General features: G+C 46.6%; 23 protein-coding genes and 1 pseudogene. 6 read left to right on the top strand and 18 right to left on the bottom strand.

The annotated features are described in order from the left end of the window. The first annotated feature begins 19 nt into the window (after positions 1 to 19). A complete protein-coding gene (gene pdxR / locus BFJ94_RS02920; RefSeq protein WP_120461025.1) occupies positions 20 to 1,456 on the top strand; it encodes a MocR-like pyridoxine biosynthesis transcription factor PdxR in 1,437 nt (478 codons plus the stop codon). Between the two features lie 183 nt (positions 1,457 to 1,639). Here the strand turns inward: pdxR (BFJ94_RS02920) and BFJ94_RS02915 are convergent, their stop codons facing one another. From BFJ94_RS02915 to BFJ94_RS02900, 4 genes are all read right to left on the bottom strand, one after another. Then, complete coding sequence (locus tag BFJ94_RS02915; RefSeq protein ID WP_120461023.1) at positions 1,640 to 2,209, bottom strand: putative ABC transporter permease; 570 nt, start codon at positions 2,207 to 2,209, stop codon at positions 1,640 to 1,642. 76 nt (positions 2,210 to 2,285) lie between these two features. Continuing rightward, positions 2,286 to 2,963: a LexA family transcriptional regulator gene (locus BFJ94_RS02910; RefSeq protein WP_120461021.1), complete on the bottom strand. Its 678-nt coding sequence runs from the start codon at positions 2,961 to 2,963 to the stop codon at positions 2,286 to 2,288. Between the two features lie 195 nt (positions 2,964 to 3,158). After that, complete coding sequence (locus BFJ94_RS02905; protein ID WP_120461019.1) at positions 3,159 to 3,902, bottom strand: SDR family NAD(P)-dependent oxidoreductase; 744 nt, start codon at positions 3,900 to 3,902, stop codon at positions 3,159 to 3,161. A 47-nt stretch (positions 3,903 to 3,949) separates the two neighbouring features. Next, positions 3,950 to 4,705, bottom strand: coding sequence for an SDR family NAD(P)-dependent oxidoreductase (locus tag BFJ94_RS02900; RefSeq protein WP_120461017.1), 756 nt, complete (start codon positions 4,703 to 4,705; stop codon positions 3,950 to 3,952). Between the two features lie 154 nt (positions 4,706 to 4,859). Between BFJ94_RS02900 and BFJ94_RS02895 the strand changes: the two genes are divergently transcribed. Further along, the gene (locus BFJ94_RS02895) at positions 4,860 to 5,774 is read left to right on the top strand and encodes a LysR family transcriptional regulator (RefSeq protein WP_120461015.1); all 915 of its coding nucleotides are present in this window, start codon (positions 4,860 to 4,862) and stop codon (positions 5,772 to 5,774) included. A 66-nt stretch (positions 5,775 to 5,840) separates the two neighbouring features. Here the strand turns inward: BFJ94_RS02895 and BFJ94_RS02890 are convergent. After that, positions 5,841 to 6,206: pseudogene (locus BFJ94_RS02890) on the bottom strand (winged helix-turn-helix transcriptional regulator); the annotation flags it as partial. Between the two features lie 190 nt (positions 6,207 to 6,396). Between BFJ94_RS02890 and BFJ94_RS02885 the strand changes: the two are divergent. Then, positions 6,397 to 6,915 (top strand): DJ-1/PfpI family protein, encoded by a 519-nt coding sequence (locus tag BFJ94_RS02885; protein ID WP_120461013.1) that lies wholly within the window; start codon positions 6,397 to 6,399, stop codon positions 6,913 to 6,915. A gap of 317 nt (positions 6,916 to 7,232) precedes the next feature. Here the strand turns inward: BFJ94_RS02885 and BFJ94_RS02880 are convergent, their stop codons facing one another. The 6 genes from BFJ94_RS02880 to BFJ94_RS02855 form a co-directional block, all read right to left on the bottom strand. Next, positions 7,233 to 8,423, bottom strand: coding sequence for an IS256 family transposase (locus BFJ94_RS02880; RefSeq protein WP_120461011.1), 1,191 nt, complete (start codon positions 8,421 to 8,423; stop codon positions 7,233 to 7,235). A gap of 326 nt (positions 8,424 to 8,749) precedes the next feature. Then, positions 8,750 to 9,664, bottom strand: a complete 915-nt coding sequence (locus BFJ94_RS02875) for a helix-turn-helix domain-containing protein (protein ID WP_120461010.1) — start codon at positions 9,662 to 9,664, stop codon at positions 8,750 to 8,752. A gap of 125 nt (positions 9,665 to 9,789) precedes the next feature. Then, positions 9,790 to 11,535, bottom strand: a complete 1,746-nt coding sequence (locus BFJ94_RS02870; protein ID WP_120461008.1) for an ABC transporter ATP-binding protein — start codon at positions 11,533 to 11,535, stop codon at positions 9,790 to 9,792. Beyond that, entirely contained in the window at positions 11,528 to 13,324 is a 1,797-nt protein-coding gene (locus tag BFJ94_RS02865; protein ID WP_120465063.1) for an ABC transporter ATP-binding protein, read from the bottom strand. Before BFJ94_RS02865 ends, BFJ94_RS02870 begins: the two co-directional genes overlap by 8 nt. 230 nt (positions 13,325 to 13,554) lie before the next feature. Beyond that, positions 13,555 to 14,028 (bottom strand): IS200/IS605 family transposase, encoded by a 474-nt coding sequence (tnpA, locus tag BFJ94_RS02860; RefSeq protein WP_120460925.1) that lies wholly within the window; start codon positions 14,026 to 14,028, stop codon positions 13,555 to 13,557. Between the two features lie 158 nt (positions 14,029 to 14,186). Beyond that, positions 14,187 to 15,098 (bottom strand): helix-turn-helix domain-containing protein, encoded by a 912-nt coding sequence (locus BFJ94_RS02855; RefSeq protein ID WP_229717253.1) that lies wholly within the window; start codon positions 15,096 to 15,098, stop codon positions 14,187 to 14,189. Between the two features lie 178 nt (positions 15,099 to 15,276). Here BFJ94_RS02855 and pdxR (BFJ94_RS02850) point away from each other — a divergent pair, with 178 nt between their 5' ends. Then, complete coding sequence (gene pdxR / locus BFJ94_RS02850) at positions 15,277 to 16,707, top strand: MocR-like pyridoxine biosynthesis transcription factor PdxR (protein ID WP_120461004.1); 1,431 nt, start codon at positions 15,277 to 15,279, stop codon at positions 16,705 to 16,707. A gap of 146 nt (positions 16,708 to 16,853) precedes the next feature. Here the strand turns inward: pdxR (BFJ94_RS02850) and BFJ94_RS02845 are convergent, their stop codons facing one another. From BFJ94_RS02845 to nrdI, 7 genes are all read right to left on the bottom strand, one after another. Continuing rightward, positions 16,854 to 17,390: a pyridoxamine 5'-phosphate oxidase family protein gene (locus tag BFJ94_RS02845; protein WP_120461002.1), complete on the bottom strand. Its 537-nt coding sequence runs from the start codon at positions 17,388 to 17,390 to the stop codon at positions 16,854 to 16,856. A 171-nt stretch (positions 17,391 to 17,561) separates the two neighbouring features. Beyond that, positions 17,562 to 18,779: a GTP-binding protein gene (locus BFJ94_RS02840; protein ID WP_120461000.1), complete on the bottom strand. Its 1,218-nt coding sequence runs from the start codon at positions 18,777 to 18,779 to the stop codon at positions 17,562 to 17,564. A 20-nt stretch (positions 18,780 to 18,799) separates the two neighbouring features. Further along, positions 18,800 to 18,949, bottom strand: coding sequence for a 50S ribosomal protein L33 (rpmG, locus tag BFJ94_RS02835; RefSeq protein ID WP_082672940.1), 150 nt, complete (start codon positions 18,947 to 18,949; stop codon positions 18,800 to 18,802). A 232-nt stretch (positions 18,950 to 19,181) separates the two neighbouring features. After that, a complete protein-coding gene (gene tnpA / locus BFJ94_RS02830) occupies positions 19,182 to 19,655 on the bottom strand; it encodes an IS200/IS605 family transposase (protein WP_120460925.1) in 474 nt (157 codons plus the stop codon). Between the two features lie 226 nt (positions 19,656 to 19,881). After that, positions 19,882 to 20,841: a class 1b ribonucleoside-diphosphate reductase subunit beta gene (nrdF, locus tag BFJ94_RS02825; RefSeq protein WP_120460998.1), complete on the bottom strand. Its 960-nt coding sequence runs from the start codon at positions 20,839 to 20,841 to the stop codon at positions 19,882 to 19,884. Between the two features lie 29 nt (positions 20,842 to 20,870). Next, on the bottom strand, positions 20,871 to 22,955 hold the full coding sequence (gene nrdE, locus BFJ94_RS02820) for a class 1b ribonucleoside-diphosphate reductase subunit alpha (RefSeq protein WP_120460996.1): 2,085 nt from the start codon (positions 22,953 to 22,955) through the stop codon (positions 20,871 to 20,873). Beyond that, a complete protein-coding gene (gene nrdI, locus BFJ94_RS02815) occupies positions 22,942 to 23,301 on the bottom strand; it encodes a class Ib ribonucleoside-diphosphate reductase assembly flavoprotein NrdI (RefSeq protein ID WP_120460994.1) in 360 nt (119 codons plus the stop codon). The genes nrdE and nrdI overlap by 14 nt, the downstream gene beginning before the upstream one ends. A gap of 361 nt (positions 23,302 to 23,662) precedes the next feature. On the opposite strand from nrdI, the gene BFJ94_RS02810 reads away from it, so the two are divergent. Together BFJ94_RS02810 and wsfD are read left to right on the top strand one after the other, a co-directional pair. Next, the gene (locus BFJ94_RS02810) at positions 23,663 to 24,856 is read left to right on the top strand and encodes a transposase (protein WP_016311143.1); all 1,194 of its coding nucleotides are present in this window, start codon (positions 23,663 to 23,665) and stop codon (positions 24,854 to 24,856) included. Positions 24,857 to 25,134: 278 nt separating this feature from the next. Beyond that, positions 25,135 to 26,568, top strand: coding sequence for a glycan biosynthesis hexose transferase WsfD (gene wsfD / locus BFJ94_RS02805; RefSeq protein ID WP_120460992.1), 1,434 nt, complete (start codon positions 25,135 to 25,137; stop codon positions 26,566 to 26,568). Positions 26,569 to 26,825: the final 257 nt, after the last annotated feature.

Below are 26,825 nucleotides of genomic sequence, written 5' to 3'. Positions count from 1 at the left end.
ATTCTTTGGTGGTGAAAGCATGTGGAAACCAGACCGTGAGAGCAAAAAACCGCTCTATGAACAAATTGCCGATCATCTGGAGCAGAGAATCGCCTATAGCGAGTTCCCTCCAGGCAGTCTGCTCCCCTCTGAGCGGAAGCTGGCGGAGCAGCTCGGCGTGAATCGCAGCACCGTCATCCTGGCGTTCGCCGAACTAAGGGCGATGGGGATCATTGAGAGCCGTACCGGCAGCGGGACGCGGGTAAGCCGCACCAAATGGGGCGCGATGCCCAAGCATACACCGAATTGGAACCGATATGCCGAAGGCGGGAGCTTCCTGCCCAATTTGCCTTTTCTGCGCAAAATCCGGGATGCGCTTAGTCAGCATCCTTCTCTGATCGATTTGGCAAGCGGTGAATTGGCTGCGGATTTAGCGCCGCTGGATGAAATCGCCGCTCTGATGCGAGAGCATACTTATGCCTCCTATCTGGGCTACGATAACCCGCAGGGATATATGCCGCTCAGACAAGCCCTGGTCGATTACTTGCAGAAGTACCGGGGCATTCAGGCGACGGAATCATCGATCATGATCACCTCGGGCTCCCAGCAGTCGCTGTATTTGATCACACAATGCCTGCTGTCCCCCGGGGATGCAGTAGCGATCGAAGATCCTTCCTACTGCTACTCGCTGCCGATGTTCCAATCGGCCGGGCTCCGCCTGTTCAGACTGCCTGTTGACCAGCATGGCGTCCATCCTGAAGACATACGGGAGTTATACAAGAAGCATCGGATCAAAATGGTATTCCTGAATCCCAACTTTCAGAACCCGACGGGCGCTGTCATCAGCGATGAACGTCGCCAGCAACTGTTCGCTGTCGCCAGTGAATTAGGGCTTCCGATTGTAGAGGATGACCCATTCAGCCTGACCGCATTTGAAGGAAGCGCGCCTGCACCGCTCAAATCGATGGATTCGAACGGCAATATTCTCTACATCGGCTCTTTCTCCAAAATCGCCGCCTCAGGCCTGCGGATCGGCTGGATGGTCGCTCCGAATTCGATCGTGCAGAGATTGGCTGATGCCAGACAGCAGATGGATTTCGGCTTGAGTGTCATCCCGCAGCAGGTCGCCGCCCAATTCATAAGATCGGATTATTTCCAGCCCCATCTGGATCGACTGCAAATCCAGCTCCAATTCAAGCGGGACCTGGTCATCGACTCCCTGCAGAGGGAGCTGGGCGATCAGATCTCCTTCGTCACTCCGCAAGGCGGCCTGCATTTATGGTGCATGCTCGCCCCCAAGGTACCGGATGGCAGGCTGCTGGATGAAGCGATCCGCAGGGGTGTCGTCTTCGTACCCGGCAGCGTCTACGGCTCGGATTCCGGCTTCGTCCGCTTCACATACGCCAGAGCGAAGACCGAGGAGATCGAGAGTGGTATCGCTAAATTCGCCGAGGCGCTGCATAGCTTGACCGATTAAATAGCAGGATGAACGTCCGTTGCATAGAGCATCCGCCATTTTACGGCAGTCAGGTTCTGTAGCGTCCAGCCCTCGCATAGCTCCCCTCCATCGGTGGAAAGCATACGAGGGCACTCCATATCCCTTCTTATTGAGCCACCATATTAAACAGCATAATCCATATCGACCCGGCTCACTTATAACCTAACGCAGTTTAAGTCTATGTAGACTAGCCGCATGCTTGCGCTGCCATTCCCTGCTGGCTGAGACCCCTGTATCAATGGCGAAGTACAACAGGATGATCCAGGCTGCCGTCATATCGAACCAGCCCGGCAGTGGGGTGAGCAGCAGGAGGACGGCGGGATGAATCAGCTCGGCCAGCATGAATGCCAAGGCGCCCCAGAGCAGGGAGTATTCCAGACAGACGTAACCGCCGATGTTCAGTCTTCTGCCTTGGTAATCCCACCATTTTCGATGAAAAATTCGATCTAGTATCCAGCCTGTAGCATATTCCAGCCATGTGACCAGCAGAGCGGACACCAGGACGATAACGAGACCGCGCGTCCAGGGCGTATCCATCCGAGCTCCCACCCGCTCTGCAACGGCGATAATCAATAGCGCTCCAAATCCATAAATAGGGCAAAATGGCCCGCAAAGAAAGCCTCTATTCACAAAGCGCCGCTCTCGAATGCTGGCATAGGACGTCTCCAGCAACCAGCCGGCGAAGGCGTAAATCGCAAACAGTACCATTCTTTGTGCTAATGTGCTACTCATGAATTTCACTCCTCCATCGATATGAAATATGAATCACCACACACAAAAGACCCAAAAACTATCGAAAAGCTTAGCATCAAGCTAAAGCTTCCTGCAGCATATCAGATAATAAACGCTGCTCTTGATGGGTCAAACGATCCAAAGTGTCGAGGAATTTTGAGACCAGCTCAGCAAGCTCATTCCCCAACTCCTCATTCATAGTCTGGATCACCGTCCCCATAACCGTGCCGACGAACAGGAGAATTCCACCTTGAGTATGAAGCTTCTTGGTTACAAGCAAGGAAATCAGGGATTCCGTCTTGGCACCCAGCTTCTTAATATAAACCAGCAGCAGCCCGAGTATGTAGCCACAGAACTCCATATTCGATGCTTTCGAGGAAATCTCATTCATGACTTTGCGGATGACCTCATTTACGTTGCTGTCCTTGACACTGTTCAACAGCTTTCTGATCTGAGTTACCGTATGCTCCCAGTCCGTCGGGTCATAATGATCCGCCCGGCTCGCGCTGAATAAATCCGTCGCTTGATCCGTAGGAGCGAACACCACTTGGGATCGGCCTGTCTCCTTGGAATTCACTTCATAGCTCCGGCTTACGAAGCCCTGCTTCTCCATTTCCTTCATCATGTCATATGCAGTCCATTTACTGACCCCCAAAGATAGAGCCAATGTCTCATAATGGATTGGCAACCTCGTGCGCTGATATAATTCAACCAATTTATCCAAAAATTGAAGCCGTCGTTTCGTAAGCTTCATTGGCGTTCACCTCATTTTAGTTAAGCATTCCAAATCGGAAGATCGACCATTGGAAAATACGTTTTTGGGTCTTTTGTGTATATATTAGCACTGCCAATATGGACCGTCAACGTCAAGCCACACAAAAATACCGCATCGCACACCAGAAGCTGGGTACGATACGGCATTCCTTACTCTATCTAACTCAAACCAAACTTATATAGCGGTATATCCGCCATCGACAAGCAGACTAGTGCCTGTAATGAACGATGCATCATCGCTAGCAAGGAATAGAACGGCCTTCGCGACTTCCTCCGGTTTGCCCAGACGACCCATCGGATGCAAACCGACCAGATGCTTCGTGATCTCCTCGGTTCTGCCCTGGATCAGCGGAGTATCGATATATCCCGGACATACTGCATTAATGCGGATGCCCTGGGTCGCATAATCTGCACTGAGACTCTGGGTCAACAGCTTCACGCCGCCCTTGGCCGAAGCATAAGCGGTAACTCTTGATTTGCCGACATGGCTGTGAATTGAGCCGGTGTTTACGATAGCACCGCCCGTGCCTTGCGCCAGCATTTGCTTGATCGCATATTTATCGCAGAGGAACACGCCGGTCAAATTAATGTCAATCGTCCGCTTCCAGTCCTCGAACGACAGCTGATCTGCAGGAGCGTCCTTAGCGATGCCAGCGTTCGCATAGAGAATGTCCAGCTTGCCGAATTTCTCTACAGTACGTTCTACCATGTGGATAACATCCTGTTCACTCGTTACGTTGGTTTTCACAAATAATGTATCGAAGCCCTGTCCGTTCAGTTCATCGGATACGGTTTGTCCACGATCGGAGAAATCTGCAATTACGACTTTGGCTCCTTCAGCTGCAAATAATCTTACGGTAGCTTCGCCAATTCCGCTGGCTCCGCCTGTCACGATGGCTACTTTATTTTCAAATCTCATGGATGACCCTCCCCTTATTCTCGTTACTGCATGAATATAATGAAGTATTAGTTCGCTGTAGCGCCGCCATCTACTATGAATTCCGCTCCTGTCGAATAAGACGACTCGTCGGAGGCCAGGAACAGTACCATCCTGGATACTTCTTCAGTTGTTCCGAATCTGCCCAATGGAGCCACCCGCTTGCCGAGTTCAGCCTGGGACATCTGCGTCATCTTCGCCGCATAGTCGCCCATAGCTGTATTGATATATGCCGGGTGGATCGAATTGACACGGACATTAGCCGAAGCATATTCGATCGCCGCATCCTTGGTCATAATCCGCACCGCACCTTTGGAAGCTCCGTACGCCAAGTGTCCCGATGCCCCCATCAGGCCAGCAATAGAGGAAGCGTTGATGACCGATCCGCCCTTTTGCTTGGCCATGACTGGCAGAACATGCTTCATACCAAGGAACACACCTGTCACATTAATGGATAGCATTCTGTTCCACTCATCCAGACCAATATCTGCAATTGGCTTAATGAAATAGATGCCTGCATTGTTGAACAATACATCGATGGAGCCCAATTTATTTAACGATTCTTTAACGATGCTTGTCCAATCTTCTTCGTTGCTCACATCATGCTTGAACGCTAGAGCTGTCCCCCCTGCTTTTTCGATCTCGGCAGCCGTATTGGTAGCGCTCTCAAAATTTATATCAGTGACAATGACTTTTGCGCCTTCCTCTGCAAAGAGAAATGCTGTCGTTCTTCCAATACCTGCCCCTGCCCCTGTAATCAATGCCACTTTACCTTCCAATCTCATGCGATAACTTCCTTTCCCATTAATTAGTAATGAAAAATTTCTATCGTGCGGATACCCTAACTTTCATTTCTATGGTATCATCAAAACTGATTTAAAAGAATTTAATTGTTTTGAATTTAATTTAAATTTTTCTTAAACATAAAGGGCGGAACTCATGAATATTGACAGACTGGAATATTTAGTGGAGGCAGCTAGGACAGGCTCTATGTCAAAGGCGGCCCAAAATTTGCATGTCACGATCTCAGCCATCAGTCAGTCGATTTCAAGTCTCGAAGAAGAGCTGGGTGTCACCATCCTCAAGCGGTCGCGGACAGGGGCTGTTCCTACCTTCGAAGGAGAGGCGATTATCAAGAAGGCGGCGGAGCTGTTGCAAAAGTACACCGAATTAAAAGAAACCGCACAAAGCTGTTCCGAAATCGTCGAGGGAAGACTGCGCGTGGCGACGATTCCCAGCCCTATGTTCCTGCTGGAGAAGGCTGTGCTGGATTTCAAGAAGCAGCATCCGCAGGTCAAGATTGAAATCGTGGAGCAGGGCTCGCAGGACATTATCGACGATGTTCTGAATGATAAATGCGATCTCGGTATCATCATTCTGTTCAAGAATCGGCTGGTTGAGCATTTGGGACTGGAATTCGAGCGCCTGTTAAAAGTAAGAATGGTAGCAGCCACCAGTATTCAATCCCCGCTTGCTTTTCAGAAGATCATTACTCCGGCAGAACTGCTGGGGCAACCTGTAGTTCTGTATAACGATGATTATGTGAAATGGTTCATGGATGAATTTCAGGAGGAATACGGAGCTGCCGACATCGTCTATACGACCAATAACCGTGCACTGATCAGCCGGGCCTGTATGAACTATCTGGCGGTTACGTTAGGACTCAATTATTCTTTTGTAACGGAGCCTCTATTCACCGAATACGATACCGTCATTATGGATCTGGATCTTCCCCAGCAAAGCCCGGTATATCTGGGGGTTATCCAGCGGAAGGACCGTACGCCCTCCATCATATCCCGTCAATTTCTCGAGCGCTTGAAGCGTGATATATCCGAATTGCAGCAAGTGATTTAAGCGGCAGGCCTGCAAAGTACGAATTCGTAGTTTATTTTCGTAGTTTAAGGGCCTGTAGTTCTGTCCAAGCTCCTGTTTGAGCTGGTTAATCCGGTTCAGCCCCCATTCATACATCATCTCCACAATCGGCAGCAAGGTCATCCCGACCTCTGTCATCGAATATTCAACTTTGGGCGGAACCTCAGGATACACCTCTCGATGGACGATCCCATCCTCCATCAGCTCACGTAATTGATTCGTCAACATCTTGTGGGATATTTTCGGAAACAGCTTCTGCAACTCGCTGAAACGATGCGGTCCTTCGACGCCTAAATGCCATAGGATGACTATTTTCCACTTGCCGCTGATCACCGATAAGGTATATTCTTTTTCACAATGATAGTCGTGATTCTGTATTCTCTCTCTAATCTCTTGTCTAAAAGTATCTGACATGGTATCTCTCCCTTTCACGGTAAATCTGTATAACTGTGTACTGCGTAAAGTATCATCATATCGTATAAGTTACCCTTTGGTAACCTCCGCACTGAAAAGTGCATTCTTCACAATCCACCCCGCCGCCCGTAGAATAAGGTTAGTCCTTCGGGACAGATTCTGTTTACTATAAGTTTGGGAGGCCAACCTGATGAATAAAAAAGCACTGTTCATTATACCACCAGAACGGTTCAATGAAGATGAATTATTTCAGCCAAAACAGGTTCTTGAGAATGCAGGAGTTGAAGTAACTATCGCAAGTACCGTCACAGGTGAAATCACCGGTGATTATGAAGGAAAAGCTACATCAGAAGTCATTTTCTCGGAGGCAGCAGTCACTGATTATGATGTCCTTGCGGTGATCGGCGGATCCGGTACAAATGATTTTCTGTGGGAAAATCAAGAGCTGCGCAGCTATCTGCAACAAGCCCATGAGCAGAAGGTTCTTGTAGGCGGGATTTGCGCCGGTTCTGTAACTGTAGCTAAAGCGGGCCTGCTCGATGGTCGACAAGCGGCGTGCTACCCCGTTGATGTGCAGAAGGAACAGCTGAAGTCCCATCATGTCGAGTATGTGGAGCAGCATGTCGTAGCCTACAATGATATTATTACCAGCGACGGTCCAGACGGTGCGAAGGAATTCGGCCAAAGCCTCGTTCAAGCGTCGAAATAAGGTAATTAAGTTGAAAGAAAGTCATCTAGATGGGGTCTAGATGACTTTTTTGCATTGTACCGCTAGAATTATTTTACCGCTGAATTTTGGGAAATAGCGATATGGTGTTTCGTTAGAACATGGAACTGACCGTATCCTGCGAACGTCGGAGCTAGAATGGGATAAATAGTTGCAGAAGTACAATTATTCCTGACAAATTGGTAGCGTCAAGAAGTTTGTGTAAGCCAGTAAAGTATCCATCTGAGATGGAGTTGCGAGAGGGTTGGGTGGGGGCGGAGGCCTCCGCCCCCACCCAACCCAGGCCGTACAGTATTTGGTTAGTTTTCGTTCAGTGCGTCTGAGCTCGGATAACGTTCTTCAAACATTTGGTTCAGCTCCTCCCGTACTCGTGGATCACCGAAACCACGAATCACACGGCTCTCAAAACGCTCGTTGTAGGCGATCACATCCAAGTAGACAATCTTCTCAGCCGCATCCATATTCGTTAAGCTGTTCATCGGTTTCAGGCGCTTACGAATCTCTTTGTTCATTCGTTCAATCGGATTGGATGTATAGATCGCCTCCTTGATTAAAGCGGGATAGTGATAGAACGTCAGAAGCGTCGACAGTTGTTCTTCCCACGACTTCACTTCCTTGGGGTACAATCTGTTCCATTTGCTTTTAAAGGTATCAAAGGCAGCAAGAGCACAGTCATGGTCAAGAGCGTTGTAGATCGTTTTGAGATCTTCAATGAAATCGGTCTTGTGCTGGACACGAACTTTCGGAAAAGTGGAACGCACCTTATGCACCACACAGTGCTGAACATCAGCTTGGGGATAGACTTCTTTAAAGGCTTGCTCCAGTCCCGGTAGCCCATCAAACACGCCCAGCAGCACTTCGTGAACACCACGGCTGTACAGGTCCGTAAGGACACTCTTCCAGCCATTTGAGCTCTCTTGACCGCCTACGTAAAAACCTAGAATCTGACGATGTCCTTCGTCATCGATTCCCATGGCAAAGTAGATGACCTCTCCGCTTACCGTACTGCGTTTGAGCTTGACGTATAGGCCATCCAGGTAGATGACGCTGTAGCGTTTCTTTAACGAACGCTTTTGCCAATTCTGGATATCCTCCAGAACGGTGGCCGTAATGTTGCTAACCGTCGTTGGTGAGTAGTGGCTGCCAAACATACTTTCAATAAATCGAGCGACATCACGCGTACCCATGCCGCTTTTGTACATTTGAATAACGGCCTCCTCTAGCCAGCCATCTCGACGCTGGTAGGGCTCAAATACCTGGGTTTGAAACACACCGTTGCGATCCCGTGGGACTTCCAAATCGGTAATGTGTCCGTATTTCGTGTGCAACGCACGTTTGTAGTAGCCGTTTCGGCTGTTATGTTCATTCTTATCATCTGCCATGAAGTGCTTAATCTCTGCTTTCATGATGGATTCCAGATTTTCTTTTATAAATTGAGTGACAAGATTTTCAAATAGATTTTTGATTGAATTTTCGGGTATCATAGTCATCGAGTAGGGTTCCTTTCTTGGTGATTTCGCAATCTCGAGGATACCCTACTTTTTTATGTTTTGGATAGACTCCAAATCATGGTACACAACTTATTTTACGTCATCGACAAATTTGTCTCTAGGTTGGAAAATAACTGCACCCGTGCAACTATTTCCTGATCTAAGCCACATTCTGAGGGAAATCCAGCCAATTAGTTGTATAAAAGCAGTTATTCCTCCTGCGAACCGTATAAATGAGGCATATAGTTGCATATTTGCACTTATCCCCTTACATTGAGATAAGATGGGCTATTTTTCAAAATAAAGCTACGAGAACCCGCAGACAATCATATTTTCCTGCAGGGCATATGCCAATCAAGGATCACTCGCTCTGCCCCACTCTCTACAGCGTCACAGAATCGGCTGACTGTGTAGAATTCCAGCCAATAGAAACGGTCATAATCAAGCGTATAGCCATTTTTGCGTACCATATCGGAAATAAGAATATAGGCATTATTAATAATTTCGTCGAGATTCGCAGCACTAATCTGTGCCTTTGCAATCATCCCGCCTTGGATTAGCCTGCCCGTCATGCCGTCAGGGATCGGCGTACCCGGTTTAAAATACTTACCGACAATATAAGTATCCCCAAGGCCACTCTCATTCGCGAAATCAGTCATATAGCCGACACCAATACAATCTTCCATACCCAACTGATACTCTGCAAGCTCAGCCAGCTTTTGATCAAATCCCTGCTCCCAAAAAACCTTCCACAGCTCATGGGTCGTCACCCCATAGTCTTCATTACTTATACCAATAAGGAGCATATCATCCATATCTGCATATTCCAGTCTCTCGATATCAGCCATAACTCTCCTGCCTTTCAGCACATAATAGGTATCCGTATTTGTAAAAGAAAGCGGGGGGAATGCCTTTTCTTCATAGAGTTCCCTTGTGATCATCGCCGGTGGCACAGAAAACAGTTCTTTAAAGGCTCTTGAGAAGGAGGAGTTGCTCTCATAGCCACATTCCAGCGCCACATCAGTCACACTTTTACCTCCTGAAAGAAGCATTTCCGCTGAGCGGGTAAGCTTCCTCTTTCGCACATATCCTGTCAGACTCATATTGCATAGATAAGTAAAAATACGCTGATAGAGTCCCAGTGGAACTCCTGTCAATTTTGCAATTTTCTCATAATCCACGTGCATGATGTCTGCTTCAAGCAAATCGATAACCTGCTGTGTTTGATCCATCACTTCCATGCCAATACCTCCTTACGAATTGTATTTTACAGCAGATCATACCTAATTACTTTGCATTTTCTGTACAACTATTGCACAGTCCGCCTCCCCCTCAGATAACCTATTAAACTACTAATCATAAATAATCATAAACTCCAGCCCTCTGCTCTTTGTCTTATTTGCAAAAAGTGTTTATAAATTCCGTCTTCTTTTATCAATTCTTCATGCGCTCCCCTCTGAGCGATCTCACCATGATCAAGCACAATAATTTGATCCGCATTTTGGATGGTCGCCAAACGATGCGCAATAATAAGAATCGTCTTGCCTGCGACTAGCGCACTGATCGCTGCTTGGATTTCATGCTCGTTCTCCGGATCAATACTCGCTGTTGCCTCGTCCAGAATAATAATAGGCGCATCCTTCAGCATCGCCCTTGCAATAGAAAGCCGTTGTTTCTCACCGCCCGACAACGTTGATCCGCCTTCCCCGACCATCGTGTCATAGCCATCCGGCAGTGCCATAATAAACTCATGACAGCGTGCCTTTTTAGATACCTCTACTACTTCCTCCAAGGTAGCATCCGGCTTCCCGAAGCGGATATTGTTCAATATAGTATCATGAAATAAATATACCTTCTGGAATACGATACTCATATTTTTCAACAAGCTTTCACTCGTAATCTCGCGGATATTTACTCCGCCGATTTCAATCTGCCCCCGGTCTACATCATAAAATCTCGCGATCAGCTTGCACAGCGTTGTTTTCCCGCTTCCGGAAGGTCCTACGATGGCTGTCGTTGTATGCTCCGGAACCGTAAAGGAAATATCCCGAATCACCTGCCGCTCCTCATAGCCAAACGATACCTTCCTGAATTGTATATCAAATTTCTCCAACTGGACTTCTTGACTATGCCTATCCAGAACCTCCGTCTCCTTTATCTCCTCCAACTTATCCAGCGTTGCATCAATTACCTCCAATACATGGGAGGCGTTATTCATCGCTTCAACCTGATTAAAGATCACGAATGAAAATATGAGCATCATGATCATCGTCGATAACGAAATGCTTTCATTCATAGCCAGCCAGGCCGAGACAGCAACGATGCCAATGGAAGCAGCGTGAAGAGAGAACAGATGCAGGCCATTGTATGGCATATAATCCTTTTCAATTTTGATATTGATCTCTTTGCTCATTTTATACGCTTTATGAATACTTTCCTTCGTAACGCCTTGCTGATGATAGGCTTTTACTTCAGGCATTCCCCGGATATACTCAATCGTTGCTGAAATCATGCGATCCTTAACCTGTTGATGAATCGGCGCGTTCTCTTTACTTTTGTTGCGCAGCAATTTTAAGAATAGGGCAGAACACGCAATACCTGCGAAGGCCACCATTGCAATGGCATAATGATAACAAGCCAGGCACAGAACTAGGGTAAATACACTGATGTAGCCGTTGGCAATGACATCGATCATCTTCATACCATACATTTCGATAAAGGATAAATCTGTCGTGACAGCCGAAGTAATATCTCCCGCTTTTTTACGATGGAAAAAGCCCAAAGATACCCGCTTTAACAATCCGCCAATCTGAATCCGTTGCTCAGCCGTCACATCATACCCTACACTTTCTTGCGTGGAAGCACGAAGATAGCCAAATATAAAACGGCCGGCTACAGCGACCACCATAGCCATGGCAATATACCCGATAGAGCTGGTTGCAAGCGGCTCCCGGCCATTCATATCATCCAGAATCAGCTTCAAACTATAAACGGCAATGATGACAGGCAAAGCGGTGAAGATCGTATGAAAAAAAGAATAGACAAATCCGATATAGATACGCTTTCGCCGATTTCCCGTCCAATTCAACAACCGCTGGATCGATTTAACCATTGGCATGCACCTCCTTGGCATTGCTGCTCGCTGACCATGCTTTGGCCCCGATATGGGCTTCCCACATATGTCGGTACAATTCGCATGTTTGAAGAAGCTGGTTATGGCTTCCTGTGGATTCAATCTGTCCGTAATTGAGTACAATAATTTGATCCGCATGCTGAATCGTTGATAATCTATGGGCAATGACGAATAAAGACTTTTCTTTGGTTAAAGCGGCAATCGACTGCTGCAGCTTCTCTTCATTCTCGGGATCTGTGAAGGCAGTCGCTTCATCCAAAATAATAATGGGAGCATTCTTCAGCATTGCTCTGGCAATAGCCACGCGCTGCTTCTCTCCTCCTGACAGCTTCCCCCCTACCTCTCCGGCAAGAGAATCGTAGCCATGCTCCAATTGCTCGATGAAATCATGGCAGCAAGCAGCCTTAGCCGCTGCAATCACCTCTTCATCTGTCGCATCCGGATTACCAAGCCGAATGTTGTCCATCAAAGAGCAATTGAACAGAAAATTGTCCTGTGATACATAGCTGATGGTATTTGCTAATTGATCCAAGGGAACTTGCTTGAGCGGAACATTCCCGATCGAAATCTCCCCCTCTGTTACATCCCAGAACCTCGCAATCAATTTGGCAATGGTCGATTTCCCGCTCCCCGAAGGGCCTACAAGTGCCGTAAAGCTTCCTTCCGGAAACGTTAGATTGATCGAACGAAGTACCTTGTTCTGTGCAGAGCCCGCGTCTTGCGGAGGCGTCGAATACGAGAAAGAAACATCGTGAAAGATTACTCCGTAATGATCGAATTGGACTTGTTCTGACGCATTCTCCAGCGCTTCCAACTGTAAAAATTCACTCACTTCCATAACGGCATATTCGATCGTCTTCGCGTTATTCACAAATAAGGTGAAGCTTGTTAGCGGCCCAACAATTCCCAAGCATAAAATAAAGCACATCGCCAGCTCGGAAGGACCCAATATCCCTGTCTGATATAAATACATCCCGATGGGCACAGTGCCGAGCAAGGTCGAAGGCAAGACAGCATTGGAGAAATTCATCAGCTTCCATGTACTGCGGAACCAGCCCAGTGTATAGTCTTTAAAAGCTTGAATCGCTTGCTCAAACTTCTCGTAAGAGGATGAGGATTGATTGAATGTCTTGATGACTTCAATTCCTTCTACATACTCTACAATGACGCTATTGACGTGATTGCTGGATTCCATATAGGACGCATATTGTTTATTGAAGGACTTCATCAAATAAGCGAAGGAAATGGCCGCAATAGGCACGGTTATCAGAGCCGCAAATGCCATCCGCCAATCGATAAACAGCAAATACGCAAACACGCAAATCGGTAATAAAAGGTTTGAGATCCCCTCAGGGATGATATGTGCAAGCGGCAGTTCGATCGTCTCTACCCGATCAATCATGACATTCTTCAGCTTGCCTACCGATTCGTTCTGTACAGTTCCTAACGGAGCCTTCATGAGTCGTTCAGCAATCCGAACACGCATGGATTCTAAGATTTGATAAGCCGAATGATGGGCTAGCGTCGTTGAAGCAGCATGAGAAATAATCTTCAATCCATAGCCTCCAAGACAAACACCAGACCAAAAAACAATGTTGCGAAGCTGAACTTCATGAATCATAAATAAATGAATAAGCTGGTAGACGCCCAGATACGGGATCATTCCTCCAGCCACACTAATAATCGCACACGCTACAGAAAGCGTCAGCCTGCTTTTACAGCCAGCGGCGAACGACCAGACAATAGAAACCCAATTCGAATTTTTCATAATATCCTGCCTCGTAAATCTTTCTCCATGTCTTTCCCTCACTTCTTTCTCATTGATAATCAATATCATTTACATGATTCATATCATAAATCATGACCACCCGTCCAACGGGTGGTTTGCACTTGGGGTATAACCCCCTGTTGCCAAACTGCGCCTAAAGACGCTAGCCTGACCACAAATCTGTTCAGGCTCAGTGTAATTTGTCACTTTCACTAACCAGTTAAACTGGTTTATTTCTTTTTGCTCCTGTTACTGCTAAACGGATCTTCGTACTCTTTTACACTCAACTTATCTATTGCTTGGTCATGTGCTTCTTGTTCACGAATGTATTTTGCTACGGTTGCTTCATTTAGGCCCACTGTACTTACATAATAGCCTTCTGCCCAAAATTTTCGATTCCCATATTTATACTTTAGTTGCGCGTGCTTTTCAAAGATCATTAGCGAACTTTTCCCCTTCAGATATCCCATGAATGTGGACACGGCTATCTTTGGGGGGATCGCTACCAGCATGTGTACATGATCTGGCATCATATGACCTTCCAGGATGTCCACTCCCTTATACTTACATAAACGTTTGAAAATTTCGATTAAGTCTTTCCTCACTTGATTATAGATCTCTTTCCGTCTATACTTCGGGGTGAACACAATGTGGTATTTGCACATCCACTTCGTGTGAGCTAGACTATAGCTCTTGTTTGCCATCTAAGACCATTCCTTTCAATTGAGCCTGAACATCTCAATTCTATCGGGATGGTCTTATTGGTCAAACCCTCGATCCCTCCACCCGCATAGCGGGTGGTTTTTTGTTTCGCGCGTTTCACGCACTCAACTGGCTAAAGCCATAATAAAAAAAGAGCGGTTTAACCGCTCCAATCCGTCTGAGTATGCTCCATTCGGACAACGTCTTGCTGATACCTGACCGGCGTCATCCCTTTAATCGCTTTAAATGCCGCTGCAAACTTGCTCGGATTGCTATAGCCGACCTTTCCTGCGATAATCGTTATTGTATCGTCACTGTGCCTCAATAAATAGGCAGCCCTTTCCATTCTGTAATTTCGTAAATAAGCATAGATGGACTGCCCGTAAATAGCCTTGAAGCATAGCTTCATCGCTGTTTGTGAAATATTAAATCGACTTGATAAGTCTTGTAGTGTCATATGCTGATCCAAATGAGTACGAATATATTCCATAATCGCTTTTACCGTTTCTACTTGCTTCTTAGGAAAATAGGGGCGGCTCTCACCGTCTTCGGAAACATCTATAGCGCTTAAAATGAGCAGCAATTCTATAATTTTGATTCTAAAATACGGAATTTGGATCGGTTCCGAGACAGCATACAGCTCTGAGAAAATTTGTCGGATGGGCTCTTTCGCTCGCATCAGAAATGAGCGATCTTCATTGCAAAACTTTGCACACAGCAAACGAAGATCAACTGAAAATGGCTCAAATATAGAAGCAGATGGGCCCAAGGCTTCATCCAGGTAAATACTAATCGTCATGCCTCTATACTCATTCAGCGGAAATCCAAACATCTGATCAGGATGATGCTTCATGCTGATTCGCAAATCTCCCTCATCCAGGTACATATAGGAACCATTCTGAACCTCACATTCAATCCGGCCTTCACGACAATGATTAATCGTAAGCATCTGTATGTTCGACCGGAACTCGGAGAAACAGCTTTCCATTTGAAAATGATTGTACATTAGCTTGATACCGGGAAACACATCATAGCTCGTCATGATGCCTGTACCGCTATCATCCTTCATCATAAATATCGTGCACTCTTCATCCTGCCTATGTATCTCAATACTATCGCCGTAAAAAATACGGCTATCATAATCATCTGCTATGACTACCCGCCTCCCTCTGTGAAAATATGGAGCAATCTCCTATTCAATAAAAACGGTATAGTCTATTTATAGCAAATATAACCGGGGGTGAAAATAAATGCTAAAGGTAAATCGTGATGACGAACGCCCCATCTGGCAGCAGCTTCTGGATCAAGCGATTCATAATATTACGACCGGAAAATGGCCACCCGGTGAATTACTGCTCCCTTCCCGTGAACTCGCTTCATTGATCGGCGTTTCCCGTTCCACCATACAGATCGTTTATGAAGAGTTATTCAGCCGCGGATATACCGTGACCTCCCGTCGCGGCGGGACAAGAGTTAGCGAATGGACATACACAGCTCCACCTTCCGAAAATGCTGCCCTACCTGGTCCCCTCCCTCCTGAGCTACCTCTGCTAAACATTGGAGTTGACCATTTACACCATTGGTTTGGCAATAAAGATAACCGAACAGCAGAGATCGATTTCTGTCCTCATGAGCCTTATTTAGACGAGCATTTTCATAGGAATTGGAGAAAATCCTTTTTGCATGCCTCTACAGAAGCAAGCTTGGACAGTTGGGCTTATGGCGACCCCTATGGCTTCCTGCCGCTGCGAGAGCAGATTCAACGCTACCTGTCGCTTGAACGAGGAGTTCATGTGGATATCGACCAAATCATTTTAACTTCTGGCGCACAACATAGCATTGATTTAATCGCTCAAGCCCTGCTACATGAAGGAGATATGGTTTCGGTTGAGGATCCCGGCTTTCCTGCTGCCTGGATGGTGATGAAAAATCGGCGCATGCAAGTCGCATCCGTTCCGGTCGACCAACACGGACTATGCGTAGAGCGCGTTCATCCTGGGTCCAAACTTGTATATGTTACGCCATCGCATCAGTGTGCGGCTGGAGTTATTATGTCGGAGCCTCGCAGGCAACAATTGTTACATATGACTGCTGAACAGCGTTGCTGGATTATTGAGGATGATTACGACAGTGAATTCCGGTATCGCGGTGACCCGCTTCCAACCTTGTTCAGTCAGCAACCTCAGAACACATTGTATATGATGAGTTTTTCCAAAATGATCGCTCCTGGTATCCGAATATCAGCAATCGTTGGCCCCAAAGAGGCCATTCGTCAGATTGCCCAGGTCCATGAATTAACCTATCGCCATCTCCCGATTATGGAGCAATTAACGCTTACTCATTTTATCGAACATGGTCATTTTATGCGTCATATGAGACGAGTTCGCAATGTATATCGGCGCAGACACGAAGTCATGACGAAAGCCATTAACACAACAGGTCTTAGTGAACACTTTACTCTAAGCGGCGCAGAAACGGGGCTTCATATGCTTCTTGAGGCTGATAAATCGTTTGGAGAAGAAGCAGTGACGAAGCTAGCGCTCGACCAGGGAATCCGTGTATATCCGCTGAGTACATATTGCTTGGAAAGTGATCGAAAAGGATGGGTGCTGGGTTTTGCTAAGGTAGATGAGGGACTTATTGAGGAAGGAATGTCCCGCCTTGCTGAAATGATCTTATAGAGGCTGTTCAAATAGTTGCTTCGGTGCTGAAAGTCTGACTTTTTGAACGCACACTTATAGAATATAAGCTAACGAAAATGATAGTTGAAAATAATGCTGCCGCATCAGTAGTGGCAGCATTATTTTTTAAAGAGATGATTTTGGACTTACACGGTTTTCCCCGGTCTGAACATTTTTTCAGTTTCCATCGGATTTTCTTTCGCCGTGATATGATGTGGATTTATTCGATACACCTGAACCGGACCACCAAATACGGCTGATCGGTACCTGTCTACGTGTTGCTGAGGTAAAGGACGATTATAGTAACCAGGCACATACTTATTAATCATTTCTTGCAGCATATGTGTAGCTTCGTCCAGATCAATGACAGGTTCTGCCTTACCAAAAATCATGACACTCATATACGCTGTGTCCGTCTTGGCTGGCACCGGATCAGTAATAGTTCCATATTCTTCACAAACCGTAAAACAGACCTCTGGATTAGCATCCATCACACGATTTCTTCTCCCGCCTGTCGCTCCATGGAAATAAAGCTTGCCATCTGTCCAGACAAAATTAAGCGGAACTACATACGGCAGATGACCATCAGCCATTCCAAGATGTCCAATTCGAGCCTGCAACAAAAATGTCTCAATCTTGCTCCTGTCCAACACTTCCCTTGTCTTGTAGCGTAATTCATCCATACTATCACTCCTATATTATTGAAATATTATTGGGTAAGTTTATCAATGATTGGAGTGAATAGAAATATCCAAAGCTATCAATTCAGAGCAATCCAAATCCAACCTTACAGAATAAATAAAGCTCCTGAACCTCCACAAAGGAGATTCAAGAGCTCATATATTCGATTTTTACTAGTTATGGAATTCCTCCACCACCCAAGGCAGCGGGTTATTGAATCGACTCCAGTCTTGCTTCATTTCATCGTCACTCAGTAAGCAGCGGGCCAATCTCTTCTCGATGTCCTCTCGATTCATATCGATGCCGATGAAGACGAGCTCAGTCATTCGATCGCCCCATTTATCATCCCAGCGCTCCCGAGCCTCAGGCTCGCTCTCCAATACTTCACGTTGCTGATCCTCCGGCAATGAAGCGAGCCAATAGCCGGCAGGACCGAACTGAATGGAAGTTCCGGCCTGGCTAAGGGATGCCGCATAATCACCATGAGCAGCAATCCATACCAGCCCTTTGGCCCGCACAACCTCTTCAGGCCAATTGCTGAAGAAATAACTGAGACGCTGCGGATGAAATGGGATCCTGCTGCGGTACACAAATGATCCAATTCCATATTCCTCAGTCTCTGGGGTATGCTCCTTCTTGGTAAGCTCAGCGATCCAGCCCGAGGACATGCTCGTCTTTTCAAAATCAAACAAGCCGGTGTTTAAAATTTCCTTGGGGTCGACAACTCCATTCACTGTACGAATGATTTTGGCCGATGGCTGAAGCTTTCGTAACACCGCCTCCAGCTTAACCAGCTCTTCCTCTTCAACCAGATCGCATTTGTTCAGCAGTAGAACATCACAGGTCTCGATCTGGTCGATGAGAAGGTCAACGATATCCCTATAGTCAGCCTCCGTTGCCCCCTGATCCCGATCAAGCAGACTCTCTCCCGAGGCAAAATCATGCCAGAAACGGTTCGCATCCACGACAGTAACCATGGTATCCAAGCGGGACAGGGAGGTTAAATCAATATCCAGATCCGGGTTGGCATAAGTAAAGGTCTGAGCAACCGGGACAGGTTCACTGATTCCAGACGATTCGATCAGAATATATTCAAAGCGTCCCTCAGCAGCCAGCTTCTGAACCTCACGCAGCAGATCGTCACGCAGTGTGCAGCAGATGCAGCCGTTGGACATTTCCACCAGCTTCTCCTCTGTTCGGGACAATGCATTCCCCGACTTTACTAGATTGGCGTCAACATTTACCTCGCTCATGTCATTCACAATTACTGCAACCTTTAGCCCGTCTTTATTGTGCAGGATATGATTCAGTAACGTCGTTTTCCCGGCTCCCAAATAACCACTCAGCACCGTTACCGGTATTTTCTCTCTTGTTCCTTGGTCTGCAAACATATATTACCTCCTTCAGCAGATTAACGAGTTTCTCGATGCAGCGTATATTTTCTCAACCGCGGGCAATATTTGCGCAGTTCCATACGCTCAGGATGCGTCTTCTTATTCTTGGTAGTCGTGTAATTACGGTCTCCTGTCTCGGTACATGCCAAAGTAATGACAACTCTCATCTCAAGCAACTCTCCTTAATCGTAATGTTTACGATTAAGTATTTTACAGGCTCTTACATCACTTGTCAATCAGCCTATTCTTGTCGCTGAAATCATGACCACCCGTCCAACGGGTGGTTTGCACTTGGGGTATAACCCCCTGTTGCCAAACTGCGCCTAAAGACGCTAGCCTGACCACAAATCTGTTCAGGCTCAGTGTAATTTGTCACTTTCACTAACCAGTTAAACTGGTTTATTTCTTTTTGCTCCTGTTACTGCTAAACGGATCTTCGTACTCTTTTACACTCAACTTATCTATTGCTTGGTCATGTGCTTCTTGTTCACGAATGTATTTTGCTACGGTTGCTTCATTTAGGCCCACTGTACTTACATAATAGCCTTCTGCCCAAAATTTTCGATTCCCATATTTATACTTTAGTTGCGCGTGCTTTTCAAAGATCATTAGCGAACTTTTCCCCTTCAGATATCCCATGAATGTGGACACGGCTATCTTTGGGGGGATCGCTACCAGCATGTGTACATGATCTGGCATCATATGACCTTCCAGGATGTCCACTCCCTTATACTTACATAAACGTTTGAAAATTTCGATTAAGTCTTTCCTCACTTGATTATAGATCTCTTTCCGTCTATACTTCGGGGTGAACACAATGTGGTATTTGCACATCCACTTCGTGTGAGCTAGACTATAGCTCTTGTTTGCCATCTAAGACCATTCCTTTCAATTGAGCCTGAACATCTCAATTCTATCGGGATGGTCTTATTGGTCAAACCCTCGATCCCTCCACCCGCATAGCGGGTGGTTTTTTGTTTCGCGCGTTTCACGCACTCAACTGGCTAAAGCCATAATAAAAACAAAACAGGGCGCCCCTCACCTTAACAAGTGAGAAGCACCCTGTTCTTATATAGAAATTCATTTCAAGCGGTTAATCTTAGAAATTGAAGTCTTCGTCCGTGAGCGGCTCAACGTTCAGCGCACGTACGTAGCCGTTACCTTTTTTGGAGAAAAAGTCATGCTGCTTCGTATTCGTGCGGATACCATTGAGTACGATCGGATTGATCTCCTCGTCCTCGAACGGTGGCTCCAGGCCCAGATTCATAAATGCCTTGTTAGCATTGTAGCGCAAGAACGTCTTAACCTCGTCCACTAAGCCAATCTTCGTATATATCAGCTCCGTATACTGCTCTTCATTAGCATGAAGATCTTTCAACAGCCCCTGCAGCGTATCGGATACATCCTTCTGTTCTTTTTCATCGAGTTGTGCGAAAACTTCCTGCGCCAGTACACCGACATACACACCATGAATGCTCTCGTCGCGCAGAATCAAGTCGATGATCTCACCGCTACAGGTCATCTTGCCCTGACCCGCCAGATAGAGTGGATAGAAAAATCCACTATAAAACAAGTAGCTCTCCAGGAGAACGGATGACGCCATGGCCAAGTACAGTTCACGTGGTGAATTGATGCTTGTATAGTATTCGCGAATGGTCGCAGCCTTCGTCTGCAGCATCGGGTTCTGCTCCACCCAGCGGAAAATTTCATCAATCTCTTCATTAGAAGCTAGCGTAGTAAAAATGCTGCTGTACGACTTGGCGTGGATCTGCTCCATCATACCCATAAAGCCAAGCACTGCTTTACGCTGCAGCCCCTCCACATGCTCCATAATCTGCGGCATGCCGACGCCGCCCTGCACTGTATCAAGCAGTGTCAGCCCACCAAGCACCTTCATATATGCTTCTTTCTCATCTTCGTTCAACGTCATCCACGACATTTTGTCATCGGACAACGGGATTTCATCATCGGTCCAGAACTGCATAATATTCTGATTCCAGAACATCATCGTAAAATCATCATCCGGACGGTTCCAGTTAACTGCTTGTAATGCGCACATCGCTGTTTCTCATCCTTTCTTCTTCTCTGTTACACCGAGCAGGTAAGGCATTCTTCCACAGACAGCTTCTTCGTCCGCGTATAATACAACGATTTCAACCCTTTATGTGCGGCGTATAAATAATAGCGCGCCAGCTGCCGAGTCGTCACATTACTGTTCACATGCAGAACCGTCGAGATACCTTGGTCAATATGCGGTGCAATTTCCGCGATCAGATCGATGACCTTGAACTGATCCATTTGATAAGCCGATTTATAGAAGAACATATTTTCCGCGCTCAAGTATGGCATCGGGTAATAAGTCGTCGAATTCGCATAAGTACGGGTCTCGATTTGTTCCACGACAGGCATCACACTGGATGTCGCATTCTGAATATAGGAAATACTTGCGGTCGGCGCGATTGCCAACCTGTAGGCATGATATAGTCCATTCTTCATCACGGATTGCTGCAGCTCTGCCCAATCCTCAGGAGAAGGGATGTACATACCTTCAAACAGTCCAGCCACCTTATCAGTGCGTGGACGGTAATCCGTATCCACATAACGACTGAAATACTCACCTGTCGCATATTCGGACTGCTCGAAACCGGCGAAAACTTCGCCTGTCTGTACAGCAATTTCCATACTTTTTTCCAGCGAATAATAATTCATCATCGCAAAGAAAGTGCGGGCAAAATCTCTCGCCTCTTCGCTCTCATATGCAATTTTGTTCTTGGCCAGGAATCCGTGCAAATTCATGACCCCAAGACCAACGGAATGCATCTCCCGGTTCGCCTTGGCAACACCTGGAGCGTTCGCTATGCTCGTCATGTCACTAACAGCCGTCAAGGCTACCATGCCTTCATGTACGGATTCACGGACCTTCTTCCGCTCCATCACGTTCACGATGTTCAATGAGGCAAGGTTACAGCTGATGTCGCGGCGGATCATATCCTCCTGGCCGTAATCCTTGATCTCCGATGTCTCCTGCAGTTGGAAAATTTCCGTACACAGGTTGGACATTTTGACCTGCCCGATATTTTTCAAGGCATGCTGGTTGTTCGCGTTGCTCTTGTTCATGATATATGGATAGCCGGATTCTAGCTGAACCATAGCGATCTTCGTCAACATGTCCCGTGCGCTCATCAATTTCTTCTTCTTCACCCGGTCGTCAGCTAGCAGCTTGTCATACATCACGTCCAGATCCATATCGTCCAGATGTGTTCCGTAAGCTTTGTATACACTATATGGACCGAACACATGAATCGGTTCGTTAGCCTTGGCCAGTTCATAGAAGCGGTTCGGTACAATCAAACCGATCGACAAAGTTTTCAAGCGGATCCGCTCATCGGCGTTGATCTTCTTGCTATCCAGAAACTCTGCGACATCCCAACCGAAAATGTTGTAATACCCTGCGCCCGAGCCTTTACGCTGTCCCATCTGATCTGCGTAGGAGAAAGCGTCCTCCATCAGCTTCAGCACCGGCATAATTCCTTTGGCCGCACCTTCCACGCCTTTGATCGCTTCGCCGCGTCCACGCAGCTTCGACAGGTTAACTGCGACACCTCCGCCGATTTTGGACAACTGCATGCATGTATTTAGCACATAGTTGATTGAATTCAGCGAATCGTCCATTTCCAGTAGGAAGCAGGAGACCATCTCGCCGCGCCGGCTCTTGCCCGCATTCAGGAACGTTGGAGTGGCTGGCTGCAGCCGTTGCTCCATCATCGATCGTGCCAGCGTGCTGGCCGTATCTGCATTTCCTCGGCCAAGATGTAGTGCTACGATGGCCACCCGGTCGGGATAATGCTCCAAATATTTGGACTTGTCATTCGTCTTCAATGCATAGTCCGTGTAAAATTTCGATGCAGCCATGTAAGACGGAAATTCAAATCGATAGCTATGGGTAATAGCAAATACTTGATCGACTTCATCAGCCGTATACCGTTCGTACACATTTTCATAATAGTCATGATCGATCATATATCGTACTTTATCGGCCGTAGTCGGGAAGGTCATTGTTCTACCCGCTACTTCCTTCATAAACTCAGCAACAGCTTCCCGGTCCTTCTCTAATTGGAAGAACCCGTTCTCATCACGCTGCATCAATTGATTGTTCAGTTCAATATGCCGCAACCCGGCTCACCTCCTGCTTGAAGTCTTCAGCATCCCTCTTCGTCCCGGACAGCTCAAATTTGGCCACAACTGGCACTTGGTAACGCTCGGAGATTAAATCCGCACTCTTCGCAAATCTCTCTCCCCAATTGCGGTTGCCGCTGGCCGCCACACCGAGCATCCGACCATGATTATGTTCCAGAAATGCTGAGACTCTTGGCGGTATCTGACCGAACCCGGTCGTATATGTAATCAGCACAAACGGCTCCTCAAGCGTCATTCCCTCGTCAATTTGTACAGCAGGCAAGTCAAGCTTCTGAATGAACCGTTTTACATTCCCTGTCTTGGAATCATACGCAATTAGCATCGATACTCCCTCACTTTTCCCCTTGCAATCTATCTCTTTCCTATATTTCAAATATAAAGGTTAAAAACCTATAAACAAACAACATCTTGTTGCGCTAAATCAATTTACCACCTATATATAGTATTGTCAATCCGCACAAACGTCCCAAACCGGCTGTGAAAAGTTATAGATTAGGAGAAAAAGCGCTTAAATCCCGCCTATATCCTGTCCCTCGTCAGATCGCTTTTTTAAATGAGCGTTTTGCAGTAATCTGAGGCCTTGAGCCGTAAGGATTTTCGGACATAAAAAAGGGACTTCACCCCAACTTGGAGAAGTTTTCAAGTGACCAAACCCAAAAACCTCAAGGATGGAGGAAGTCACTTTGTATATTCTCCAAGAATGTCTGTTTTCCTTCGAAGAACTTTTAAAAATTCAACCCAAGGAGAGATTGCCGATCTTCTTCAGTTCTCTCGATCTGAGACCGTATGCCAAGGAACTGAGAAGCCGTTCACCCCGAGGCGCTGAGGGATACTGCAGACAAGGTATTCTACGAGCACTCTTGGCTGCGCCGCTTGAAGGAATAAGTACCTTTTCAGGGTTGCATAAGCGTTTGGATACGGATCTCCGGTTTCGTTATCAGTGTGGTCTTCCGCTGGATCGAGAAGCTCCTTCCATATCCACATTAAGCCGAGTTTTCTCAGAACTGACGAGAAAGGACTTGGCAAAACGGCTTTTTGAGGATTTGGTCACACGCTGTCAGCAGGAAGGTATCATAGAAGGCAGTAACGTCGCCATAGACAGCGCCGCTCTCCGCGCTTACGAGAAAAAGCAGCCCAAACGCAAAAGCGAGCAAACGGGTAATGCGAACTGGGGCGCAAAAATTGATTCCTTCGGCAATAAAATCACATGGTTTGGTTACAAAATTCATCTGGCGGTCGATACGAAAAGTGAATTGCCGATCGCCTTGGAAGTAACGCCGGCGCATGTCAATGATGGAGAAATGGCGCCGGGCCTGATCGAGAAAACAGCGTCCAGGACGAGCACACGATTTTTCATACTCGATGCGGGCTACGACCAAATGAAAGTTTATGAGGCCGCCCGCAACGTCAAGGCACAAGCCATCATTCCCCTTAATCTGCGGGGGGAGAAGGAACCGCCTGCTGGCATGACCTCGAACGGAACACCGTGCTGTTCCATGGGTTATGCGATGACATACTGGGGAGTTGACGGCGATATGCATAAATTTCGCTGCCCGCATGCCACGGGTAAAGTCGACTGTCCGCTTGGCATGGCTGCCTGCTCGTCTTCAAACTATGGAATGGTCGTCAAAGTAAATGCGAAGGATGATCTCCGGCGATACAGCATCCCTCATCGGGATACAAAGCGTTGGAAGGAACTTTACAATGAACGAACCAGCGTAGAACGCTGCAACTCCCGATTGAAAACCTATTTGACGGCAGACGCCGCACATGTCCGGGGCATTCAGAAAGTCACAACTCACCAGTATTTGAATGCCATTGTTCTGCTTGCATCTGCGCTCGCCGTTTCTCATCATTCAAAACGGGCTGCCGCTTAAAAAACGAGCTGTTCTAAAATTCTGCAAGTCTGCCCTTTTCTTCACCCATATAATACCATTTTCGAAAATTACCCCTTAACGACAGTGAATATGCTATCGCTTCTTCTCTGAAACGGAATTATGCAAAACACTCAAATAAATAATTTTGAAGAAATCTTGAACCTGCAAAGCCAGTCGGCGGCATTGAAATATAAGAACGATAGACAAGAGATTAGCTACAGCGTAAACTTTTTAAGAGGCGTTGAAAAATCAAGGTATAAGGAAGGATATCGTTACCCATGAAAAAGTTTCTTTCCGTCGAATGGCTTGCCGTGCTGGCAGGTATATGTATCATCGGATATATTCTGTTCGCCAGGCCATTTATTGGAGTAGCGGACAATGGCGACTTTCTGCGAGTCATGGGAACCGCCGGACTGAATTACGGAGTTCCAGACGAGTCCTACGGCGACCGGTTTTTCGGATATGCACACCAATACTTTGCGTATAATCATTTTTTTCAGCTCTTATATATTTCAACACAAATTATTGTTGTCGCCGTTGCCCGCTTGATTGGGTATGCCGTTCATCCGTCATCCTTCGATATACGCGTGCTTGGGGCTCTATACTCATTGCTTCTGTTGGCGGCAACTTATATCATCGTTCGTCATAACAAATATAAATCGACCCTGGTGGGAGCCGTGCTGGCCGTTTGTCTACTGTTTATGTTCTATGATGTAGGCTACATCTCTTATTTCAATTCTCTGTATGGAGAACCCGTCTCGCTTGTATTCATGCTGCTGTCAGTAGGATTCGGCCTATGTCTCCTTCATCAGGAGAAACCCTCAAAGCTTGTGCTTTGGCTATTTTTTATTTCGGTATTCTTCCTGACCGGCTCCAAAATCCAAAATACGCCGGTCGGCATCTTGTTCGCGCTGCTCGGTCTGCGCTTTATGACGCTCCGTAACAACCTGAGCTGGCGCCGTCTAACGATCGGGCTGTCAGCTTCGATATGTCTCATTTCGGTTGTCTTGTATATTGCCGCTCCTAAAGAGCTGAAGAATATCAATCTATATCAGACCGTCTTCTACGGAATTTTGAACGATTCTCCCGATGTCAAGGAAGATCTGGAAGAGCTCGGTCTGCCCGGACATCTGTCCGTGCTGGCCGGCACGAACTATTTTCAGACCGATACGGCAATCAAGCAGGATGACCCCGCCATGAAGCTCGATTTCTATGACCGGATTTCACATACGGATATTTTATTGTTTTATTTCAAGCACCCGGCTAGACTCATAGACAAAATGGAATATGCTGCAAACAACAGCATGAACATCCGGCCTTATTACCTGGGCTCGTATTTGAAGCAGGAGAACCTGCCTTCAGGCACTCTCGCCTTCAGCTACAGCGGCTGGAGTCAATTCAAGAATACTCATATGCCAAGGTCGTTGCTCTCTATCACCCTTTTCTATGCAGCCTACTATGCTGTAGCGATATGGGAGTACATTCGCTGCCCGGACCGGAACAGCCGGATTCGGACGGAATTGATGATGCTGATTGGCTTGGCGGGGATCATCGGGTTCATGGTTCCTATCCTTGGCGATGGCCAGGCGGATATAGGCAAGCATCTGTTCCTGTTTAATGTGTGCTACGATATGATGATTGTTGTTTCGGTAGTATGGCTGTTATATCAACTGGTGAATCTTCGAATCTTCCGATCTTCTGCTGACCATTAAAACAGTTTCATCGATAAGAAAATAAGGGTAGTCCGCTGAAATGACTTCTGCGGGACTACCCTTTTATTATCTAATAAAGTGCATCTAGAGTATGTTTGGTTAAAGAGAACTCCTCAAACCGACTTATTCCAGATTACTTTAAATTTTCCTACTATGTAATCCTTATTGGATCACGTTTTATGCTATAATATGGAAACACCCTGGAATAGTAACTACAAAGTAATGTCCAACAAATAAATACACATATTTCTATGGAG

It is taken from the genome of Paenibacillus aceti, assembly GCF_003614185.1.
Lineage (GTDB): Bacteria > Bacillota > Bacilli > Paenibacillales > Paenibacillaceae > Fontibacillus > Fontibacillus aceti.
This window is presented reverse-complemented; position numbering and strand designations above follow the sequence as displayed.

Excerpts from the sequence above, each read along its gene's own strand:
- nrdI (WP_120460994.1), bottom strand. The coding sequence starts at position 23,301 with ATGCTAATTGCGTATGATTCCAAGACAGGGAATGTAAAACGGTTCATT.
- nrdF (WP_120460998.1), bottom strand. The coding sequence starts at position 20,841 with ATGTGCGCATTACAAGCAGTTAACTGGAACCGTCCGGATGATGATTTT.
- BFJ94_RS02900 (WP_120461017.1), bottom strand. The coding sequence starts at position 4,705 with ATGAGATTGGAAGGTAAAGTGGCATTGATTACAGGGGCAGGGGCAGGT.
- wsfD (WP_120460992.1), top strand. The coding sequence starts at position 25,135 with ATGAAAAAGTTTCTTTCCGTCGAATGGCTTGCCGTGCTGGCAGGTATA.
- tnpA (WP_120460925.1), bottom strand. The coding sequence starts at position 14,028 with ATGGCAAACAAGAGCTATAGTCTAGCTCACACGAAGTGGATGTGCAAA.
- BFJ94_RS02855 (WP_229717253.1), bottom strand. The coding sequence starts at position 15,098 with ATGATGAAGGATGATAGCGGTACAGGCATCATGACGAGCTATGATGTG.
- BFJ94_RS02910 (WP_120461021.1), bottom strand. The coding sequence starts at position 2,963 with ATGAAGCTTACGAAACGACGGCTTCAATTTTTGGATAAATTGGTTGAA.
- BFJ94_RS02875 (WP_120461010.1), bottom strand. The coding sequence starts at position 9,664 with ATGGAAGTGATGGATCAAACACAGCAGGTTATCGATTTGCTTGAAGCA.
- tnpA (WP_120460925.1), bottom strand. The coding sequence starts at position 19,655 with ATGGCAAACAAGAGCTATAGTCTAGCTCACACGAAGTGGATGTGCAAA.
- pdxR (WP_120461004.1), top strand. The coding sequence starts at position 15,277 with ATGCTAAAGGTAAATCGTGATGACGAACGCCCCATCTGGCAGCAGCTT.
- BFJ94_RS02895 (WP_120461015.1), top strand. The coding sequence starts at position 4,860 with ATGAATATTGACAGACTGGAATATTTAGTGGAGGCAGCTAGGACAGGC.
- BFJ94_RS02905 (WP_120461019.1), bottom strand. The coding sequence starts at position 3,902 with ATGAGATTTGAAAATAAAGTAGCCATCGTGACAGGCGGAGCCAGCGGA.
- BFJ94_RS02880 (WP_120461011.1), bottom strand. The coding sequence starts at position 8,423 with ATGACTATGATACCCGAAAATTCAATCAAAAATCTATTTGAAAATCTT.
- pdxR (WP_120461025.1), top strand. The coding sequence starts at position 20 with ATGTGGAAACCAGACCGTGAGAGCAAAAAACCGCTCTATGAACAAATT.
- BFJ94_RS02865 (WP_120465063.1), bottom strand. The coding sequence starts at position 13,324 with ATGAAAAATTCGAATTGGGTTTCTATTGTCTGGTCGTTCGCCGCTGGC.
- BFJ94_RS02915 (WP_120461023.1), bottom strand. The coding sequence starts at position 2,209 with ATGAGTAGCACATTAGCACAAAGAATGGTACTGTTTGCGATTTACGCC.
- BFJ94_RS02885 (WP_120461013.1), top strand. The coding sequence starts at position 6,397 with ATGAATAAAAAAGCACTGTTCATTATACCACCAGAACGGTTCAATGAA.
- BFJ94_RS02870 (WP_120461008.1), bottom strand. The coding sequence starts at position 11,535 with ATGGTTAAATCGATCCAGCGGTTGTTGAATTGGACGGGAAATCGGCGA.
- BFJ94_RS02840 (WP_120461000.1), bottom strand. The coding sequence starts at position 18,779 with ATGTTTGCAGACCAAGGAACAAGAGAGAAAATACCGGTAACGGTGCTG.
- BFJ94_RS02845 (WP_120461002.1), bottom strand. The coding sequence starts at position 17,390 with ATGGATGAATTACGCTACAAGACAAGGGAAGTGTTGGACAGGAGCAAG.
- rpmG (WP_082672940.1), bottom strand. The coding sequence starts at position 18,949 with ATGAGAGTTGTCATTACTTTGGCATGTACCGAGACAGGAGACCGTAAT.